We start from the raw sequence: 15,608 nt of genomic DNA, 5'->3' as shown, positions 1-15,608 counted from the left end.
CCGGCACGGCGTCGCGGGGTCAGTGCAGGCGCCAGCGCCGGTGCAGCAGCAGCGAGACGGCGAGCGCCGCGGCGAAGAACGGAGCCGGCCAGCCGCGCAGCCAGCCCGGCCCGATGCCGAGCAGGTCCTGTCGCGGTAGGTCGAGGCGGAGGAGGTTCACGGCGGTGCCGTCGGGCAGGTAGCCGGCCGGGTTTCCGACCAGCAGGTTGAACCAGCGGTACGGGTGGATCACCGTCGCCGGCCGGGCCGGCGGCAGCGCCACCAGGGCGTGGCCGGCCGCGTGCAACGGGATCGGGTGGTCCGCTGGCGGCCAGGGCAGCTGCAGGCAGCCGTCGGCACCGGCCTGCAGCGCCGGTGCCGAACTCGCGATCGCGGCAGCGGCCGGTTCCGCGCAGATGCGCACCGGCGTGCTGGCATCGGGGAACGTGGCCTCGTAGCGGTTGGACAGCCACGGCAGCACCAGCAGGGCCGGCAGGCCGGCCAGCAGCGCTGCGACGGCAGTCAACCGCAACTGCCGCAGGTTCAGCGCGAACTGGCGCCGGATCAGGTCCAGCAGGCCGGCGAACGCGCCGTCGTAGCCGCGCAGCTGCGCCTGCACGGCGGCCAGCTCCCGCCGCAGGTCGGCGATACGCGCCTGCGGCGAGCAGCGCCGGTAGATCCAGGCACCGGCCGCGCCGGCCACGCTGCCGGCCAGCAGCACGCGCAGCAGCGCCGGCAGGCCGAGCCACGCCAGTCCCTGGTCGATCAGGTCCAGCAGCGGTGCCGGCAGGTCGAGCAGGCCCAGGGGCGTCATGGCGACCCGGCCGCATGCCGGTCGAGCGCGAGCCGGGCGAGATCCTCGATGGCGGCGACCGGCCGGTCCAGCGGATGCGACGAGAACAGCACGCCCGGGACTGCGGGCGGGTCGATGCAGTGATCGCCGCTCCAGTGCTGCTGGTTGTCCTCGACCAACGGGTCGCCCACGGCACCGAGCGAGGTCTGCCAGGAGGCGCGATAGCCCGGTGCGTAACCGATCACGAGGTCCGGCGCCTCCGCGGCATGGGCGCCGGCATAGACCTGCGCACCGTCGTAGACCTCGGCGATCATCGGCGCGCCGCCCTGCGGATCCCGCAGCGTGCGCAGGGCCGATTGCAGCTCGTGCTTGAGCGTCGCGACGGCATCGGCCGGCACGATGCCCTGCGGTTCGCGACCGCTTACGTTGAGGTAGAGACCGTTCAATCCCAGCGCGAACGCGCGGGTCCGGCCCCAGTCCACCGCGGCGAACAGCGGCTGCTGCGTATCGGCGCCGTCGCGCAGCACCAGGTAGCCGTTGTCGGCCAGCCAGCGATTGAGGTGGACCGCCCGGCGGAAGCTCGCGAAGCCGTGGTCGGAGAGCACGATCAGGCGGTCGTCGGGCGTCATGCGCCGGCGCACCTCGCCGACGATGCGGTCCGACTCGGCATAGATGTCGGCGATCGCGTGCCGTGCCCGCTCGCTCGCGTCTGCGTGACGCGGATGCCCGGGATCGATCGCGTGCCAGAACATGTGGCTCACCCGGTCGGGCTGCACGAAGACCTCGACGACCAGCTCGCTGTCGCGGCGGTCGAGCGCGTCGTAGAGCATCGCTTCGCCTTCGGCCAGCGTCGTGGCCACCATGTCGAGCCAGCCGGCCTCGTCGAGGTGCCCTTGATTGAGCGCCCAGGTTTCCTCGGGCATGCCCAGGGTGTGGAAGTCGCCGATCCGCTCGGCCAGCGCAGCCGCGTAGCCCGGCGGCGCGCTGATCGGCAGTGCCGGGTCGCGCGGATCGGCCTGGATCGGCGACAGGTACAGCAGCGGTCGCGGGAAGCCCTCGGCGAGCCGTGCGCGCAGCATGCCCGTGATCGAACCGGCCAGCCCCAGGTCGAAGCGCACGCGGATCCAGCCGGACCAGGCGCCCCGCACCAGCGGGGTTTCGGTCGAGCCGAGGGTCAGCAGGGCGCCGTCGCCGGCCGGCTGCAGTCGCAGCGGGATCGACAGCGGTTTTCCGGCCGCGTCGAGCGGATTGGCCGGACCTTCCAGCGCGGCGCGGACAGCGCCGTCTTCCTCCACCGGTGCCAGCAGCACGCGGCCGCCGTTGTCGGCACCGGCCATCGGGCGGGTCGCCAGCAGCGTGTAGGTACCCTGCGTGCCGAGCAGGTCCGGAACGCCCATGCCGGCGATCATCGCCTGGACCGGATCGGGCGGATAGGTCACCGGTACGCGAAACACGCTGGCGCGCTGGCCGCCGGCTTCGGCCTCGACCCAGAACGGGATTCCTTCGCGGCGGTTGCGCAGCGTGCCGTCGCCGAGCGGCAGTCGCCAGCCGAACAGCGACAGCGCTGCCGGCGGCGTCTGCTCGGCGATGCTGAAGTCGATGGCGTACGAGCCCGGCGTACGGCGCAGGAAATCGAAGATGCCGTGAGCTCCCGGCGCGTGCCCGGTCGCGAAGCTCGCCCAGGCGACCGGCGACTGCGGCGGATTGGTGGTCTGGAGGCGCTGGTAGTGGCCTTCGTCGCGCAACCGGGACAGGTTCGGAAGCCGGCCCTCGGCCATGGCGCGTTCGGCGAGGACCGGATCGAAGCCGTCCAGGCCGATGATGATGGTGCGGGCGCGGGCCTGCGGTGCGGGTCCGGTGGCCGGCTGGCAGGCGGCCAGCGCCAGCAGCGCGGCCAGCCCGAGCAGTCCGATGCGCGGCGCCCGCGGCCGCGGGCGGCGGCTACTCACCCGGCCGGCCGCGGGGTCCGGCCTGCGGGTCGCGCGGCTTGCGCAGCCGTCGCAGCGCCCAGCGGATCGGCCAGAACAGGATGGCGGCCAGCGCCAGCACGATGCCGACGAGAATCGCCCAGAGCGAGCCGAGGAAACTCACGCCCGCGCCGGGGCCGATGTAGGCCCAGGCTTCCGGGCAGCCGGCCGCGACGACGAACAGCATCAGCGCGGCAAACGCCGGCCGGACGGCGCGGGCCAGGGTGTGCGGGATCGGCTTGGGAATCATCGGCGGACATCACCTCGCGAAGGAACGGTCGATTCTAGCCCGGCCCGTCGTCGCGTCGCAGCCCGCGGCGGCGGGCCGGGCCGGGGTGCTTGCTATGCTTGCGTTCCGATCCGCGGCCTTCGGCGATCTTGCGCGTCCACCACGTACCTTTCTCGCAACGCCGGCTGGCGGACTGGATCGCACGCGGCGCGCGCGGCATGCAGCGCCTGGCCGATGTCGAGACGCGCCTGCTGCGCGAAGCGATCGCCGACGTGGACACGTCCCGGCCGGTCTGGATCTGCGGCATGGCCCGCGCCGGCAGCACCGTGCTGCTGGAATTCCTGGCCGATGCGCCGGTGTTCGCGACGCATCGCTACAGCGACTATCCGTGGCTGTGGACGCCGTACTGGTGGAACCATCTCTACGAGCGCCTGCCGCTGGCACGACAGCCGTTGCGCGAGCGCGCGCATCGCGATCGGCTGGTGGTCGGCCCGCGCAGCCCGGAAGCGTTCGAGGAAGTGTTCTGGATGCACTTCTTCCCGGGTCGGCACGATCCCGCGGTGGACCAGGTGCTCGACGCCGGTACCCGCAATCCGGCCTTCGAGCGCTTCCTCGACGAGCACATGCGCAAGCTGGTGGCGGTCCGGCATGCACGGCGTTACCTGGCCAAGGCCAACGAGCACCTGCCGCGGCTGGAATACCTGGCGCGGCTGTACCCGCAGGCACGTTTCGTGGTGCCGGTACGCGACCCGGTGGCGCAGATCGCCTCGCTGGTCGCGCAGGATCGGCTGTTCGGCCGCCTCGACGCCGAGGACCCGGACGTGGGGCGGCACCTGGCGCGGGCCGGTCATTTCGAGTTCGGCCCGCAGAAGCAGGCGCTCAACCTCGGCGATCCCCAGGCGGCGGGCGTCATCGCCGACTGCTTCGCCGGTGGCCGGGTGGCGGAAGGCTTCGCGCGGCAATGGGCGGCGCAGTACGGGCATGCACTGGATCGTCTGGACTGCAACGCGTCGTTGCGGGAAGCCTGCCTGTGGATCGGCTACGAGCGCCTGTGCGAGCAACCGGCCGCGGGACTGCGGCGCATCGGCCGTCACGTCGGTCTCGCCGCGGCGGACCTCGATCCCCTGGTCGAGCGGCATGCGCCGCGCCTGAGCCCGCCCGATTACGCGTCGCCGTTCACCGCGGAGGAGGCCGGGCGGCTGCGCGAGATCACCGCGCCGGTCTTCGCGCGCGTCGCCGAATACCTCTAGCACGCCGTCGAGAAACGGCTGTCCCGGCTTTTCTCGACGCACACGTTTGCAGCAGCGCCGCGGCACCGGTTTCGCGGATCGACGGCTTGCGCCGTCGATCCGTGAGCGGTGCCTCCCGGGATCGCGTCCGCCGGCGGTTTCTCGACAGCCCACCGGCATATCGGGCATGCCGATCGTTCACCGATTGACGGCGAGTGGCCGCCGCGGCGCCGCTCCGGCGAGCACGCGTTTGCTAGGATCGACGCCGGGCCGGCCGCTCAGGGGACAGGAGCAGGCGGCCGATTCGCACGCCGCTCGTCCGCGCCGCCGCTGCCGGCGTCGCGCCGGGCGCCATCGGGGACCGTTCGGGGAGTTTTCAGCATGTCATCGGCTTTGTTCCGTGTAGCCACGCTTTGCTCGACGCTGGCGTTCGCCGGCGCCCTCCACGCCGAAGAACGCTGCGAACTGTCGTTCGACAGCGGCCGCTTCGATGTCTGCACCGGCCGAGGCGCGACATTGGCCACGCCGCTGTCGACGCTGGCCGGCCGCACCGAAGCCGGTGCCTGGTCCTATTGGGTGGTCAAGTTCGCCACGGTACCCAGCCGCAGCGAGCGGGCGCGGCTGGCGGCGATCGGCGCCGACGTGCTCGACTACCTGCCGCACCATGCCTATCGCATCCGGCTGCCGGCCGGGCAGACCCCGCAGGGCCGTATCGCCGGTGTCCTGTGGACCGGCGCCATGGCGCCGCAGTGGAAGGTCGACGCCATGCTCACCGGCTGGTTGTCCGATGCCACCAGCCGGCCGCCGGCGTTGCCGATCAGCGTCAGCCTCAATGCCGGAGCCGATGCCGACGCGATGCTGGCGGAACTCGCCGCGATCGACGGCGTCGCGCACGCCTTCGCCGTCACCAGCGCGCCGGACCGGCGCATCGTGCTCAGCGTGGAAGGCCCGCGGCTGGAGGCGGTGGTGCTCGCGATCGCGCCGCGCGCCGACGTCGCCGCGGTCTCGCTGCGCAAGCAGATGAACTACTTCAACGCCCGTGCCGGCTGGCTGCACCAGAGCGGCACGCAGAACCAGCGGCCGGTGTTCGACCACGGGCTGCTCGGCTGCGGCCAGGTCATCGGCGTGCTGGACTCGGGTGTCGACTACGCGCATTGCGCGTTCCGCGATCCTGCCCTCGGCACGCCGCCGGTCAGCAGCTGCGCCAGCGGCCAGGGTTGCGCCCCCGGCACACCGGACTTCGGCCAGCGCAAGCTGCCGCTGTACTACAAGTGGTCGGCGAGCGGCGACGCCGCCGGCGACGGCACCTGCAGCGCGACCGGCGTCGGGCACGGCACGCACGTGGCCGGCTCGATCACCGGCAACAACTTCGCCAATACGGTGGACTGCGCGGCGGGGACCTTCGCCGGCACGCCGACCAACCTGGACGGCACGGCGCCGGGCGCGAAGCTGATCGCGCAGGAGATGGGCGAGAACCTGGACTATCTCAACTCGCTCAACGGCACGATCTACCACGCCGCCGAGACCGCCTACCTCAACGGCGCGCGCATCCATTCCAATTCCTGGGGCGGCAGCTGCTGCCTGTTCGGCTTCCTGTGCCAGTCCGGCTGCAGCCAGCCCTACGACGAGTTCGCACGCGATGCCGACCGCGTCTCGTGGGACCACAAGGACCTGATCGTGGCGATCGCCGCCGGCAACGACGGCCAATGCTGCGCCAACACCAACAAGCAGATCGGCACGCCCGGCCTCGCCAAGAGCCCGTTGACCATCGGCGCGTCCGGCGCGGGCACCGCCGGCGAGAACGTGGCGGGCTTCTCCTCGCGCGGCCCGACGATCGACGGCCGCATCAAGCCGGACATCATGGCCCAGGGTGACGGCATCGTCTCCTCCGCCTCGGCCGGTACGCCGCCCTCGGCCAGCTGCGGCACCTGCACGATGAGCGGCACCTCGATGGCGACGCCGACGGCGGCCGGCCTTATCGCGCTGATCCGCGAGTACCTCGGGCGCGGCTTCTACCCGGGAGGCCAGGCCAACGCCGCCGATGCGATCGCGACGCCTTCGGCCGCGCTGGTCAAGGCGATGGCGATCAACGGCGCGCGCGACATGACCGGCACCAGCGCGGCGGTGGCGACGCCGAACATCACCGAGGGCTGGGGGCGCATGCACCTGGACGACGTGCTGTACTTCAGCGGCGACACGCGCCGGCTGTGGCTGGCCGACGCGCCGGCCGGCCTCGTCACCGGCGACACCGACACCTATGCGCTGACGGTCACGACCGGCGAGCCGCTGAAGATCACCCTGGTCTGGGGCGACTACCCGGCGGCCGTCAACGCCAATCCGCACATCGTCAACCGGCTGCGCCTGGAAGTGGAGACGCCCACGGGCGAGATCTGGACGCAGAAGCTGCCGGCCAGCGGCACGCCGAATCCGACCCAGAGCACGACGACCACCGGCTACGACGACCGCAACGTCGTCCACCAGATCACCTTCGCCGCGCCGGTGGCGGGCAGCTACACGGTGCGCGTGCGCGGCATCGACGTCGCGATGGGCGGCAGCCAGCCCTATGCCCTGGTCGCCGCCGGCGCGCTGCAGGCACCGGCCGGCGGCGGCGCCAACCTGGCCTTGCGCAAGACCGCCCCTCCCAGCGTTCCGGCCGGCGGGACGATCGTCTGGAACCTGATGACCTTCAACGCGGGACCGGCCGCCGCCAGCGCGGTGACCGTCATCGACAGCCTGCCGGCAGGGGTCGTGCCGGCGAGTGCGACCGGTATCGGCTGGAGCTGCCAGATCGTCGGGCAGACCGTGAGCTGTGCGCTCGGCACGCCGCTGACGGCTGGTACCGAGGCCAATCCGATCGCGATCACCGCCGTCGCACCGGCCACGGCGACGACGATCGTCAACGCCGCCAGCGTCACGGCCGCCGAGCTCGACCCCAATCCGTCGGACAACGTGGCGAGCGTCGAAGTCGCGGTCCTGGCGCCGGTCGATCTTTCGGTGACGAAGACCGCGAGCGTGGCGACGGTCCAGGCCGGCGCGGCCTTCGACTACCGGATCGTGGCCGGCGGCGCGATCGCCTCGGCCACCGCCGTCGTCGTCGCCGACGCATTGCCGGCGGGCCTGTGCGTGACCGCGATCGCCGCTGCCGATTGGGACTGCCGCATCGATGCCGGCGTACTCGAATGCGAGCCCCTGCAACGTGCGCCCGGGCCGATCACGCTATCGGTGCTGGCGCCGGACACGGCCGGCCCGATCGCCAACACCGCGACGATCGCCTCGGCACAGCCGGACAGCACGCCGGCGAACAACAGCTCGACCGTCACCGTCACCGTGGCCGGCGCACCGGCCGACCGCCTGTTCGCAGACGATTTCGAGGTGAATCCGACCTGCCTGTAGCCCGGCTGGCATCGGCGAGGCGGCCGCTACGCCGGCCGCCCAGGGCGCGTCGTCCGCCGGCGCGCTCCGTCTGCCGGCCGCGGGCGCGCGCAGGCAGGGCGTGCCCTGCCGCGGAGGGATGACACACCCTAGAGCGAGAGGCGGCGCAGCTCGTCGGCCGGCGCGCAGCGCTCCCAGAGCGTATCGAAGCGGGCCCACAGCTGCGCGTGCCGGCCCGGCGCATAGCTGGCGCCCTCGGCTTCGAAGCGGCTCGCCAGCGGCCGATACAGGAAGCCGCGCCCGTCGGTGAGCAGGAAGGCCGCGGCCAGCTGGCGGTCGATGTCCTCGACCGGCGTGCGCAGCGCGATCGCGCTGGGCAGGCGCTGCGCCAGGGCGACCAGCCGATGGCCGTCCGCCATCGCGACGGCCGGGTCCTGGATCGCGATGCGGATCCGCGCACGCGGCCCCGACAGGGCGATCCGCTTGATCTGCTCCAGCACGTCCGGCTGGTCGAACAGCGCCGGATCGAGGTCGCGCGTCAGGATCGCCAGCTCGTGCCGTGCCGACCCGATCAGGTCGCGGACGGCGGCGAGCGTGTCGCCGCGCTCGCGGCAGTCGTAGATCCTGGGCGGTGGAGGGGCCGGCGCGGCCACGGCCGGCCGGTGCGCCGGCGGCGCCAGGGTCCGCCACATGCGGTGATGCGGAATGCCGCATTCCTCGAAGCCCTCGCCCTCGATCGCGAAGCCGAGTGCCTCGTAGAACGCGATGGCATGGTCCTGGGCGTGCAGCTCCACCGTTTCGTCGCCACGCTCGGCGGCGCGATCGAGCAGCGCGCGCATGATCGCCAGGCCGACGCCGCGGCCGCGCCATTCGGACAGGACGGCGATCCGGCCGATGTGGCGGTCCGGCGTCAACCGCCCGGTACCGACCGGCCGGTCCTGCGCATCACGCGCGAGCACGTGGTAGGAAAGCGGGTCGAGCGCATCCCATTCTTCCTCGGCCGGCACGCGTTGCTCGACGATGAAGACCTGTTCGCGCACGGCGCGCAGCGCGTCCTGGTCGTACCGCCATGCGGCGGGCTCGACGCGGAAACGGCTGTCGATCATCGCGTGCTCCTGCGGCCTCCGGCCAGCCCATAGTGTCCGGCATTGACCAGTGCCCGCACCAGTTCCCGCTCCTCGGCAGCGAGCGCCAGCACCTCGGCGGCGGCGATCTCCGGCGCGGCGCAGAGGCGCTCGGCCAGCGCGCGCGAACAGCGATGGCTGGCCCCGCCGATACCCAGCAGCGCGCCGCGGCCCTCGGCGGTCCAGGCGCAGCGCGACCATGGATTGCGCACCAGGCTCGCGCCGCGTGCGAGCCGGCTTTCCAGCGCGCCGGCGGTCAGCGGCCGCGGTCGCGGCGCCACCCATTGCGCACTGCGGTAGCGCGTGATGAAACCGACGAACCAGGCCGCGAGGCCATCCGGGCCGCGGCGGTCCGGCACGCCGAGCAGGCCGGCCAGCCGGTCGATCACGGCGCCGTCGATCTCGCCGGCGCGCTGCGCCGGCGCCATGCCGGCGTCGCCGTAGCGATCGGTCTCGGCGAGGCGTTCGGCGACGAACTCGGCATGGTCCACGATCAGCTCGGCCCGCGACGGCGCGCGCATGCCGACCGACAGCGTCAGGCACTCGCCTTCGGCGATACCGTGGTGCGGGACGCCGGGCGGCAGGTAGAGCATGTCGCCCGGCTCGAGCAGCCATTCGTGGGTGGCCTCGAAGCAGCGCAGCAGCTTGAGCTCGACGTCGTCGCGCACCGCCTGCGGCGCCTGCGGATCGGTGCTGATGCGCCAGCGCCGGCGGCCGATGCCCTGCAGCAGGAAGACGTCGTACTGGTCGACGTGGGCGCCGACCGAACCGCCGTCGACCGCATAGCTGACCATCACGTCGTCGATGCGCCAGGCCGGAAGGAAATCGAAGGCGTCCAGCAGGGCCGCGACATCGGCATCCCACTTGTCCACGTCCTGGACCAGCAGCGTCCAGTCCGCCGTCGGCAGCGTCGCGAAGTCCTGCTCCGTGAACGGGCCGCTGCGCGTGGTCCAGTGGTCGCGGGCGCGATCGTGGACGACCAGGCGCGACAGCGCCATTTCCTCGCAGGCGAGGCCGCCGAGATCATCGGCGGCGATCGGGCTGACGAAATCGGGGAAGGCGCGCCGGATCAGCAGGGGGTGCTGCTGCCAGTAGTCGCGCAGGAAACGCGCCGCCGGCATGCCGAGCGGCTCGCGCCGGCTCGCGTCGACCTCGATCGGCCCGGCGGGCGGGGAGGCCGGTGTCCGGGGCGCGCGGCCCGGGGCGGGAGAGCGGCGGGTCGGCATGGCGTCAGTCCGGTGTGACGGTGGCGGCGATGTGGTCGCGCGTGGCCGCGAAGCGCACGTCCGGCCAGCGCTCCTGGGTCAGTTGCAGGTTCACCCGCGAGGGTGCCAGGTAGACCAGCTCGCCGGCGGCGTCGAGCGCGAGGTTCATCGCGTTGCGCTCGCGGAACTCCTCCAGCTTCTTCGCGTCCGCGCAATGCACCCAGCGCGCGGTGACGACGCCGACGGCCTCGAAGCCCGCTTCGACACCGTACTCGTCGCGCAGCCGGTAGGCGACCACGTCGAACTGCAGCACGCCGACGGCGCCGAGGATGAGGTCGTTGGACATCAGCGGCCGGAAGAACTGGGTCGCGCCTTCCTCGGACAGCTGGGCCAGCCCCTTCTGCAGCTGCTTGGCCTTCAGCGGGTCCTTGAGGCGCGCCCGGCGGAACAGCTCCGGCGCGAAGTTCGGGATGCCGGTGAACGCCAGCGGCTCGCCTTCGGTGAAGGTGTCGCCGATCGAGATCGTGCCGTGGTTGTGGATGCCGATCACGTCGCCGGCGAAGGCCTGCTCGACGATCTCGCGATCCGAGGCCATGAAGGTCAGCGCGTTGGCCAGCTTCATTTCCTTGCCGCTGCGCGTGTGGAAGGCCTTCATGCCGCCGGTGAAGGTACCCGAGCAGATCCGCATGAAGGCGACGCGGTCGCGGTGCTGCGGATCCATGTTCGCCTGGATCTTGAACACGAATCCGCCGAGCCTGGCTTCTTCGGGCAGCACCTCGCGCGTGGTCGTCGCGCGCGGTTGCGGCTGCGGTGCGTGCTCGACGAAGAAGTCGAGCAGCAGCTGCACGCCGAAGTTGTTGACCGCCGAGCCGAAGAACACCGGCGTCTGCTGCGCGGCGAGGTAGGCGGCCGCGTCAAATGGATGCGAGGCGCCGAGCACCAAGTCCAGCTCGTCGCGCAGCTCGCGATAGGCCTCGGCGCCGATGCGCTCGGCCAGCCCCGGGGCGTCGAGCCCCTGGAAGATGGTCGAGTCCTGGCGCGTGAAGTTGCGCCCCGGCTCGAAGATGTGCACCTCGTCGAGCAGCAGGTGGTAGACGCCCTTGAGGCGCGAGCCCATGCCGATCGGCCAGGTCACCGGCGCGCAGCGGATGCCGAGCACCGACTCGACCTCGTCGAGCAGATCGATCGGCGAGCGCCCTTCGCGGTCGAGCTTGTTGATGAAGGTCATGATCGGCGTGTCGCGCAGCCGGCAGACCTCCATCAGCTTGATCGTGCGCTCCTCGACGCCCTTGGCGCAGTCGATCACCATCAGGGCCGAATCGACCGCGGTCAGCACGCGGTAGGTGTCTTCCGAGAAATCGGCGTGGCCGGGCGTGTCGAGCAGGTTGACGATGCGGTCCGCATACGGGAACTGCATGACCGAGCTGGTCACCGAGATGCCGCGCTCCTTCTCCAGCGCCATCCAGTCGGAGGTCGCGTGGCGCGCCGCCTTGCGCGACTTGACGCTGCCGGCCATCTGGATCGCGCCGCCGAACAGCAGCAGCTTCTCGGTCAGCGTGGTCTTGCCGGCATCGGGATGGGAGATGATCGCGAACGTGCGCCGGCGGCGCATCTCGCTGACGTGGTCGGTCATGGGCTGCGGTCTGGATGGGGGCGGTGCCGCTGGGGCCGCCCGGGGGCGCGCATTCTACGCGAGGCCGGCGGGTTCTTCAGGCGGCTGCGCCGGGACGGCGGGCCCGCGCCGTGGCCGGGAGCGAGGCTGCGGTATCGGCCGCAGCGGCAGGCGCACGGCCGGCCGGGGCCGGTCAGCGGCTGACGATGCGGATGCTGCCGCTGAAGGTCTCGATGCGGATGCGCGCCGCACCGCCGCCGATCCGGGTCTGCAGGTGGCGGCCCGGCCCGCGTTCTTCGCTGACCACGGTGCCGAAATCGCTGCGGATGTTGCCGCTGAAGGTTTCCGCGTGCAGGTCGGCCGAGACATCGGCGCCGACCTGCAGCGAGACCTCGCCGCTCATGCTCTCGATCTCGACCCGCGCATCGGGCTCGATGCCGCCCCGGATCGTGATGCCGCCGGAAACGGTGCCGGCGGTGAGCTTGCGGTAGCGGCCGGCTTCGACGTCGACGTTGCCGGAAACGGTCTCGAACCCGAGGTCGCCGCCGGCGCCGCGGCCGCGCACGTTGCCGGAGACCGACTCGACGTCCAGGCTCCGGCTGCACCCGTTGATCTCGATGCTGCCGCTGACGGTGCTCAGCTCGCAGTCGGTGGCCGAGGTGGTCAGGCGCAGCTTGCCGCTGACGCTCTCGACCGCCAGCCGCCGGCCGCCGACACCGTCGACATCGACGTTCGCGCTGACGACGTCGATATCCAGTTCGGCGCGGCGCGGCACCGACAACCGCAGCGTCGTCTCGCCCATCCGGGAATCGGCGCCCCAGCTGAACCAGCCGGACTTCTCCGGCGGCTCGACACGGACCGTCAGCCGCGAGCCGCTGCCCTCGACGGTCAGGCCCTTGCTGCCGTCGCCGAGGCTGCCGGAGATCGCGACCTCGTCGCGGTCCCAGCCCACGACCGTGACGCTGCCCTTGATGTTGGATATCTCGATGCGCGCATCGGCGTCGACCGCGCGGGTCTGGTCGATCGGCTGCGCGGCATGGGCCGCCGCCGCGAGCAGGACCAGCGCGGTGGGGACCAGCAGGGACAGAACGGGGGTTTTCATCGGAAGGTGTCCTGCGTTATCCGGCCTGAGCGCCGATGCGCTCGAGTTTCATGCGCTGGGCATGGGTGCGATTGAGCAGGCCGACGAGGAACACGGCCTCCGGCTGCTGTTCGAGGGCCTGCTCGAGCTGCTGCTGGGCGCTGTCGATGACCAGGGTCGCACCGGCCAGGCGCGGGTCGTTGCCCGGTATCCGGTCGAGCTCGACGCCGCGGATGCCGGGCAGGCCGGTCGCCTCGCCGTGGACCAGCGGCTGCGGGTCCGGCTGCCGCTGCAGCGCGACCGACAGCACACCGGCCACCGCCGCGACGGCCACGCCGGCCGCCAGCGCCAGCGGCAGGCGCCGCCGGCGCACGGCCGGCACCGGCGCGACCGCCTCGGCGGCGAGGATGCGCGTGGCGATCCCGGGCCACAGGTCGTGCGAGGGCTCCACCGGAAGCCGCAGGTCGCGCAGCCGGCGCTGGATCTCGAAATCAGTCATGGTCGTCTCCCAGCATGCGTCGCAGCAGTCCGCGCGCACGGTGCAGTTGTGCCTTCGAGGAGCCGACCGCCATGCCGAGCTCGCGGCCGATCTCCTCGTGCTTCCAGCCCTCGATATCGTGCAGGATCAGCACCGCGCGTGCACGCGGCGGCAGGCGCGCGACGGCCTGTTCCAGGTCGCCGCGCTCGCCCGCGCAGAACGGCCGCACCGGCTCGGCGGCGGCTTCGAGCACGTCCGCCTCGTGGGCTTCTTCCGGGTCGCGGCTGCGCAGCTCCATCAGCGCGACATTGACGGCCAGGCGATGCAGCCAGGTGGTGAACGCGCTTTCGAAACGGAAGCTGTCGAGCTTCTGCCAGGCCCGCACGAAGGCCTCCTGGGTCAGCTCCTCGGCGCGCGCGGCGTTCATGCCCGACAGCCGCCAGACCGCGCCGTGCACGCGCGCGGCATGCCGCCGGTACAGCATTTCGAACGCCCGCACGTCGCCGGCGGTGGAACGGCGCACCAGATCGGCATCCTCGGGCTCGGTCCGTGGAGCGTCCATCGACGGCAGGGGCATGGCGAGGCAGGCGGTGCTCATGATGGCGCATGGGATGCCGAGGCGCCACGAAGGGTTTAGAGCGGCCCGCCAGCGCGCGCCGGATGCAGCCGTCCCGTGCAGGGACGGCTGCGTGGCGGAGGTTTCAGCCGGCGGCAGCGCGCGCCGGTGCCGGCGCCGCGGCGGCCAGCGCGGCCAGGATGCGGCGCTGCTCGGTCTCGAGGCGGTCCGGCGTGCGGTCGCCGAACGTGGCCAGGTACTCGCCGATCGCTTCCATCTCGGGCAGCCAGCCGGCGGCGTCGACGTCGAGCAGCTCGGCGATCGCCGCGCGCGGCAGGTCCAGGCCGGCCAGATTGAGGTCGCCGGGGCGCGGAACGAAGCCGATCGGCGTGTCGCGCGCCTCGGCACGGCCCTCGCAGCGGCCGAGTATCCATTCCAGCACGCGCAGGTTGTCGCCGTAGCCGGGCCACAGGAAACGGCCGTCGGCGCCCTTGCGGAACCAGTTGACGTGGAAGATCTTCGGCAACTGCGCGCCGGGCCGGTCGAAGCTCAGCCAATGCGCGAAATAGTCGCCGTAGTTGTAGCCGCAGAACGGCTTCATCGCCATCGAGTCGCGGCGCAGCACGCCGACCGCTCCGGTTGCCGCCGCCGTGGTCTCCGAACCCATCGCCGCGCCGACCAGCACGCCGTGCGTCCAGTCGTGCGCCTCGAACACCAGCGGTACCAGCGACGGCCGGCGGCCGCCGAAGATGATCGCCGAGATCGGCACGCCCTGTGCCGCTTCGGCCTCGGGCGACCAGCTCGGCGCCTGGCGCGCGCTGACCGTGAAGCGCGAATTGGGATGCGCGGCCGGACCGTTCGCCGGATCGTAGGGGCGCCCCTGCCAGTCCACCGTCGGCGCGCCGGGCAGGCCTTCCCACCAGGGCTGGCCGTCGGCGGTGATCGCGACGTTGGTGAAGATCGTGTCGCGCTGGACCGTCGCCAGCGCGTTGGGGTTGGTCGCCTGGCTGGTGCCGGGCGCGACGCCGAAGAAACCCGCTTCCGGGTTGATCGCCCACAGCCGGCCGTCGGGGCCGGGCTTCATCCAGCAGATGTCGTCGCCGACCGTCCAGACCTTCCAGCCGTCGCGGCGGTAGCCTTCCGGCGGGATCAGCATCGCCAGATTGGTCTTGCCGCAGGCCGAAGGGAAGGCGGCGGCGACGTAGTGCGTCTGGCCCTGCGGGTTCTCGATGCCGACGATCAGCATGTGCTCGGCCAGCCAGCCCTCGTCGCGGGCCTGCCAGGAGGCGATGCGCAGGGCATGGCACTTCTTGCCGAGCAGCGCGTTGCCGCCGTAGCCCGAGCCGATCGACTTGATCGAGAGCTCCTCGGGGAAATGCATGATGTAGCGGCGGTCCGGGTCGAGGTCGCCGGTCGAGTGCAGGCCCTTGACGAAGTGTCCCTCGCGCTCGATGCGGGCGAGGGCGGCGGCGCCCATGCGCGTCATCACGCGCATGTTGGCGACTACGTAGGGCGAGTCGGTGATCTCCACGCCGCAGCGCGACAGCGGCGAATCGATCGGTCCCATGCAGTACGGCACCACGTAGAGCGTACGGCCCTGCATGCAGCCGTCGAACAGCGCGTCGATCTTGGCGTGGGCCTCCTCCGGCGCCAGCCAGTGGTTGTTCGGACCGGCATCCTCGCGGTTGCGCGTGCAGACCAGGGTCAGGTGCTCGACGCGGGCGACGTCGGACGGGTGCGAACGGTGCAGGTGGCAGCCCGGGTGGGTCTCCTGGTTCAGCGCCAGCAGGTCGCCGCGCGCGAGCATCAGCTCGGTCAGCATCTGGCTTTCGGCGTCAGAGCCGTCGCACCAGTGGATCGCGTCAGGACGGGTCAGGCGGGCGACATCGTCGACCCATCGGTTCAGGGTTTCCAGCGTACTGGACATGATTTCCTCGGCGCGCACGCGGCGCACGGACAATGAGCGGATGCGACCGACGTTAG

12 protein-coding genes are annotated in these 15,608 nt (G+C 71.9%); 2 read left to right on the top strand and 10 right to left on the bottom strand.

Going from position 1 to position 15,608, the window contains the following annotated elements; genetic code table 11:
• Positions 1-19: 19 nt before the first annotated feature.
• From I596_RS10990 to I596_RS10980, 3 genes are read right to left on the bottom strand one after another with little or no spacing between them, the layout of a single operon-like run.
• A complete protein-coding gene (locus tag I596_RS10990; RefSeq protein ID WP_067647687.1) occupies positions 20-793 on the bottom strand; it encodes a hypothetical protein in 774 nt (257 codons plus the stop codon).
• A complete protein-coding gene (locus I596_RS10985) occupies positions 790-2,721 on the bottom strand; it encodes an alkaline phosphatase family protein (protein WP_083965521.1) in 1,932 nt (643 codons plus the stop codon). Before I596_RS10985 ends, I596_RS10990 begins: the two co-directional genes overlap by 4 nt.
• Complete coding sequence (locus tag I596_RS10980; RefSeq protein WP_067647684.1) at positions 2,714-2,989, bottom strand: hypothetical protein; 276 nt, start codon at positions 2,987-2,989, stop codon at positions 2,714-2,716. The genes I596_RS10985 and I596_RS10980 overlap by 8 nt, the downstream gene beginning before the upstream one ends.
• 128 nt (positions 2,990-3,117) lie before the next feature.
• On the opposite strand from I596_RS10980, the gene I596_RS10975 reads away from it, so the two are divergent.
• Positions 3,118-4,218, top strand: a complete 1,101-nt coding sequence (locus I596_RS10975; protein ID WP_083965520.1) for a sulfotransferase — start codon at positions 3,118-3,120, stop codon at positions 4,216-4,218.
• Between the two features lie 360 nt (positions 4,219-4,578).
• Entirely contained in the window at positions 4,579-7,590 is a 3,012-nt protein-coding gene (locus tag I596_RS10970) for a S8 family serine peptidase (protein WP_083965519.1), read from the top strand.
• A 128-nt stretch (positions 7,591-7,718) separates the two neighbouring features.
• Here the strand turns inward: I596_RS10970 and I596_RS10965 are convergent, their stop codons facing one another.
• The 7 genes from I596_RS10965 to I596_RS10935 all read right to left on the bottom strand — a co-directional run bounded on the left by I596_RS10965 (position 7,719) and on the right by I596_RS10935 (position 15,570).
• Complete coding sequence (locus I596_RS10965) at positions 7,719-8,675, bottom strand: GNAT family N-acetyltransferase (RefSeq protein WP_067647678.1); 957 nt, start codon at positions 8,673-8,675, stop codon at positions 7,719-7,721.
• The gene (locus I596_RS10960) at positions 8,672-9,919 is read right to left on the bottom strand and encodes a cupin domain-containing protein (RefSeq protein ID WP_083965518.1); all 1,248 of its coding nucleotides are present in this window, start codon (positions 9,917-9,919) and stop codon (positions 8,672-8,674) included. The genes I596_RS10965 and I596_RS10960 overlap by 4 nt, the downstream gene beginning before the upstream one ends.
• A 4-nt stretch (positions 9,920-9,923) precedes the next feature.
• Positions 9,924-11,531 carry a peptide chain release factor 3 gene (locus I596_RS10955; RefSeq protein ID WP_067647673.1) on the bottom strand — a complete coding sequence of 536 codons (1,608 nt, stop codon included), beginning with the start codon at positions 11,529-11,531 and terminating at the stop codon, positions 9,924-9,926.
• Between the two features lie 172 nt (positions 11,532-11,703).
• Entirely contained in the window at positions 11,704-12,612 is a 909-nt protein-coding gene (locus I596_RS10950) for a DUF4097 family beta strand repeat-containing protein (RefSeq protein ID WP_067647670.1), read from the bottom strand.
• 16 nt (positions 12,613-12,628) lie between these two features.
• Complete coding sequence (locus I596_RS10945; RefSeq protein WP_067647667.1) at positions 12,629-13,090, bottom strand: hypothetical protein; 462 nt, start codon at positions 13,088-13,090, stop codon at positions 12,629-12,631.
• Positions 13,083-13,667, bottom strand: a complete 585-nt coding sequence (locus I596_RS10940) for an RNA polymerase sigma factor (RefSeq protein ID WP_425478768.1) — start codon at positions 13,665-13,667, stop codon at positions 13,083-13,085. Before I596_RS10940 ends, I596_RS10945 begins: the two co-directional genes overlap by 8 nt.
• A 103-nt stretch (positions 13,668-13,770) precedes the next feature.
• A complete protein-coding gene (locus I596_RS10935) occupies positions 13,771-15,570 on the bottom strand; it encodes a phosphoenolpyruvate carboxykinase (GTP) (protein WP_257722440.1) in 1,800 nt (599 codons plus the stop codon).
• Positions 15,571-15,608 lie beyond the last annotated feature (38 nt).

The sequence above is a fragment of the Dokdonella koreensis DS-123 genome, assembly GCF_001632775.1.
Classification (GTDB): domain Bacteria; phylum Pseudomonadota; class Gammaproteobacteria; order Xanthomonadales; family Rhodanobacteraceae; genus Dokdonella; species Dokdonella koreensis.
Note: the sequence above shows the minus strand (reverse complement) of the source record. Positions and strands in the feature narration are given on the sequence as shown.